Annotated in this window: 2 protein-coding genes and 3 pseudogenes; all 5 read right to left on the reverse strand. The window is 50.8% G+C overall.

The window, feature by feature from the left end:
- A pseudogene (locus tag STRDD11_RS13965) lies at positions 1-272 on the reverse strand (N-acetylglucosamine-6-phosphate deacetylase); the annotation flags it as partial.
- Between the two features lie 215 nt (positions 273-487).
- Entirely contained in the window at positions 488-838 is a 351-nt protein-coding gene (gene rbfA, locus STRDD11_RS00295) for a 30S ribosome-binding factor RbfA (protein WP_128834250.1), read from the reverse strand.
- A 623-nt stretch (positions 839-1,461) separates the two neighbouring features.
- A pseudogene (gene infB / locus STRDD11_RS00300) lies at positions 1,462-4,289 on the reverse strand (translation initiation factor IF-2).
- Between the two features lie 19 nt (positions 4,290-4,308).
- Entirely contained in the window at positions 4,309-4,605 is a 297-nt protein-coding gene (locus STRDD11_RS00305; protein WP_128834253.1) for a YlxQ-related RNA-binding protein, read from the reverse strand.
- Positions 4,598-4,712 (reverse strand): annotated as a pseudogene (locus tag STRDD11_RS13970) (YlxR family protein); the annotation flags it as partial. The pseudogene STRDD11_RS13970 and the gene STRDD11_RS00305, both read right to left, overlap by 8 nt.

A 4,712-nucleotide genomic window follows, 5' to 3' on the forward strand; every position in this document is an offset into this window, starting at 1 on the left:
AAGCTGGTCACACCGGTCGTCAAGAGCCCTTCACTCATCGTATGAAGAGTGCCTTCGATGTTATTGTCCATGACATCAACGCCGCCGAAGCCATGGATATGGGTGTCCACCAGACCCGGTGCAATGGAATAGCCGCTCCAGTCGATGACTTCTGCATCCTGCGGCACAGACTGCAGCAGCCTGCCAAACTTGCCGTCAGCCAGCTCCAAATAGCCGCCCTGACGGATTCCCTGAGGATAGAAAAATTGATCTGCTTTGATATATGTAGGCATCAAACTGCCTCCCTTGCCATTGTGTTCTGTCTCCTCTTTCATTCAAAAGAGCCTTCCCGTGACGGATCTGCATATCCTGCTGCTCACTTTTGAATCTCTGAGTTCTTCTTGATTCTATTATAACGCTTTCTTTTTTATTTGTAAATGGTATATACCTATTTTTTAAAAATTATTATATTAATTTTTAAAAAAACTCAGCCTTTCAGCCGAGTTCTTTATTTCTTCTCCAAATTGCGCAGCATCTGGTCAATCTTGTTGCCGTACTCAATGGATTCGTCCTTGACAAAGGTCAAATCAGGAATCTTGTACATTTTCAGATTGCGGCCCAGCTCGCGCTTAATCGTTCCAGTTGCCTTTTTCAGGCCCTGCTGGGCTTTTTGATTGTCCGAGGCCAGATCGCTCATGATACTGTAGTAGACCTTGGCCATGGACAGATCACCCAGCATCTGGACATCCGTAATGGTCACACCCTGAACCCTTGGGTCCCGGACCTTCTTCTGCAAAATCTCATTGACTTCGCGCTTGATTTCCATCCCGACACGGTCTGTGCGAAAATGATTTGCCATAAGATTTCCTTTCTAAATTTTTTCTTCTGCAACAGCAACAGAGAGGCTGAGACAGACTCAAGACTGTCGTCTTTCCGCGCCAAAAAGCTCCTACATTGAGGAAAACTCTGTTTTCCTCATCCCCAACCTCTCACAGTCCCCCGGACTGTTTTGACACAAACTGCGTTTGTTGTATTCCCAACCTCTCACAGTCCCCCGGACTGTTTTGACACAAACTGCGTTTGTTTTATTCCCAACCTCTCACAGTCCCCCGGACTGTGAGAGCCTCGCGGGCTGGGAGTGAAAAGGTTTGGGGAACCTTTTCAGCCTGAGCTTAGAAACAAAAGAGTGAAGGGAACTAAACATTTTCAATGTTGAGTTCTTATACAGCATCTTCCAAAAGATAGCTCCCTCTGTGAGTGAGGACACAGCCACCATGGGAGTCTTATACGGTATCTTCCAAAAGATTCATCCCTCTGTGGGTGAGGGCGCAGCCATCATGGGAGTCTGTCCCATCGCCTATGTTTTTAGTTTTAGCTGGATGAGGTTCCTTCTAAACTCTTTGTGAAAAAGGATATTGGACTGGAAGTCCTGACTTTTGCCAAATACTATTTTCACTGCGAATTTTTAAGGGATTTCTTAGCTTATTTCTTAATTTCTTCCATGATATAGGCTTCGATGGTATCGTCCACTTGGATGTCGTTGTAGCCCTCAATCATGAGTCCGCCCTCGCGGCCGTTGGTGATTTCCTTGACATCATCCTTGAAGTGCTTGAGGCTGGCCAGCTCTCCATCATAGATTACCACGCCGTCGCGGATTACCCGGACCTTAGAATCGCGGGTCACCTTGCCGCTGATAACCATAAATCCTCCGATTGTTCCCACCTTGGAAACCTTGAAGGTTTCACGGATAAGGGCTTCACCGATGATTTTTTCTTCGTATTCTGGATCCAGCATGCCCTTCATGGCATCTTCCATTTCCTCAATGACCTTATAGATAATGCTGTGGAGACGGATTTCCACATCGTCGGCATCCGCCTGCTGGCGGGCCTGAGAAGTCGGACGGACATTGAAACCGATGATAAAGGCATTGGAAGCTTCTGCCAGCGTAACGTCTGATTCATTAATGGCACCGACAGCTGAGTGGACGATGGTAATCTTGACGCCTTCTACCTCAATCTTCTGCAGGGAAGCAGCCAGAGCTTCAACAGAACCCTGCACATCAGCCTTGATAATGACATTGACAGACTTGACTTCGCCGGCTTTAAGGGTATCAAAGAGATTTTCCAGACTGACCCGATGGGTTGCCTGACGCTGTTTCATCAGGGCCCGTTTGGCCCGTTCTTCACCAGCAGCCCGCGCTGCCTTCTCATCTTCATAGACGGCAAAGTGGTCGCCGGCCATAGGGGTTTCATTGAGACCAGTGATGGAAACCGGTGTTGACGGTCCGGCCACCTTAACGCGGCGGCCCAGATCATTGGTCATGGCCCGGACCCGGCCGAAGGTATTGCCGACAACAATCGGATCCTGAACATTCAGCGTTCCCTGCTGAACGAGAAGGGTCGCAACCGCACCTTTTCCTTTATCCAGGCGTGCTTCAATAACGGTACCGATAGCCCGAACCGTTGGGTCGGCTTTCAGTTCCTGAATTTCAGCCACCAAGAGAACCGTTTCCAGCAGGCTGTCAATATTCTGGTTGAATTTAGCTGAGATTTCGACAAATTCAGACTCACCGCCCCATGAAGTAGACATAACACCGTGCTCAGCCAGCTCGCCGATGACGCGTTCTGGATTGGCACCTGGCTTATCAATCTTGTTGATGGCCACGATAATCGGTACATTGGCTGCCTTAGAATGGTTAATCGCCTCAATGGTCTGAGGCATCACGCCGTCATCTGCAGCTACAACCAGAATGGTGATATCTGTCACAGAGGCACCGCGGGCCCGCATAGAGGTAAAGGCCGCGTGTCCCGGTGTATCAAGGAAGGTAATCTTCTTGCCGCTTTCCTCGATCTGGTAGGCACCGATATGCTGGGTGATTCCGCCCGCTTCGCCTGTTGCTACACGGGAATTGCGCAGGGTATCCAGCAGGGTCGTTTTCCCGTGGTCAACGTGTCCCATAATGGTCACGACCGGCGGACGCTCTTCCAGCGCATCGGGATTGATATAGCCTTCTTCGACGAAGAAACGCTCAATATCAGCTGTATCCACTTCTACCTTTTTCTTGGCTTCAATGCCGTAATCCACCATCAAAAGCTCAATGGTATCGCCGTCAAGCGACTGATTTTGTGTCGCCATGACACCCATCATAAAGAGTTTCTTGACGATTTCAGCTGGTTCGCGCTTGATCCGCTTGGCGATTTCCGCCACGGTCATCCCGTCTGTATATTCAAATTCGGTCGGCAGCTCATGGAACTTACGCTCCGTCACAGGCCTTGGAGCCTGATGGTGATTGCCTTTCCCTTTTTGTTTTTCTTATTATGATTCCAGTTACTGTTTCTTTGATTTCTCACTTGATTCTGACTGCTTCGATTCTTTTGTTGTTTTCTTGGACCATCTTCTTCGCGATCAAAATCTTCGCGTTTTTTATCTGGTCGTGCTTGTTTTTTACGGCGTGTATCTACCGCTGCCGCTGCTGGTTTAGAAGCTGTTGCTGCCGCGGCCGGCGGTGCTGGCTGAACAGCTTGGGCAAGACTTGCTGCTTCCGGTGCCGGTGCTGCTTCCTTGCGGCGGTTCTGCCGGTCCAGCGCTTCTCTGGCTTCCTGAGCCTGCTTGAAGCGTTCTTCGCTGGAGCGGGCATATTCGGCATTTTGCTCAGCTTTCAGAGCCGCTGCCCGTGCCTTAAAGTCAATCTTAGGACCCTGCTTGGGCTGCTGGCGGCTTTGGCCGTTGAAACCTTGATTTTGCTGGCCGCTGCGGCGGCCGTCCTGACCGCGGTTGTCGCGGCGGTCATTGCGGCTGCCCCGGTCCCGGTCATTGCGGTCGCGGCGGTTTTTATTGCGCTCATTGCCGCGCTCGCGTTTATCGCCCTTTTGCGGCTGACGGTTGCCCTGCTGCTTGCGCCGTTCTGCCTGCTCCTTGGCTCTGGCCTCGCGTTCCGCCTTAAAGTTGCGGCTCTGCGGCCGGGCCGGTCTTGCTGGAGCGGCCGGTTCTGCCTTAGACTCAGACTGAGGGGCTGCTGCAGCTTCCGCCTTTTCGCCGGAGACTGGCTTGGCTTCTTTGGCAGGAGTTTTTTCGGTCAATGGCTGCGCTGCCGGCGCTTTTTCAGCAGCTGGCTTGGAAAGCGGGGCCGCCTTTTCTGCGGAGGCCTGAGGCGCCTGCCTGAAGCTGCTGCGAATCCGCTGGCCGGCTTCTGCTTCCACGCTGGATGAATGGCTTTTGACATCCAAGCCTAATTCCTTGGCGCGCGCCACCACCTCCTTGCTTTCTTTGCCAAGTTCTTTGGCGATTTCATACAATCTTACTTTAGACAAATCTTGTCCTCCTCTTCTATTACATAAGAGACCTCATTTTCTTTGTAAAACCAGCATCTGCAACGACCAGCACTTTTCTGGCCTTGCCAACTGCAGAGCTTAATTCCAGTGTTGAAAACACGGTTGATACTTCTACTTGATAGTAATGACTTTTATCAGTGATTTTCTTGCTGAGATTGGGACCGGCATCATGGGCCAGAAAGACCAGATGGGCTTTCCCCTCTTGAATGGCCTTGACAGCCAGCTCCTCTCCGGAGATGAGGCGGCCGGCCCTCTGAGCCAGACCCAGCAAGCTGGCTAATTTTTCCTTATTCAAGTCCCAACTCTCTTCTTTTAACCTTGTGGTCCACATAGGCAATCAATTCGTCATAGAAAGCCTCTTCCACTTCCATGCTGAAACTGCGGTTGAAAACCCGCCTTTTT

It is taken from the genome of Streptococcus sp. DD11, from assembly GCF_001578865.1.
Taxonomy (GTDB): Bacteria; Bacillota; Bacilli; order Lactobacillales; family Streptococcaceae; genus Streptococcus; species Streptococcus panodentis.

Coding starts and splice junctions, on each gene's coding strand:
- rbfA (WP_128834250.1), bottom strand. CDS start 838: ATGGCAAATCATTTTCGCACAGACCGTGTCGGGATGGAAATCAAGCGC.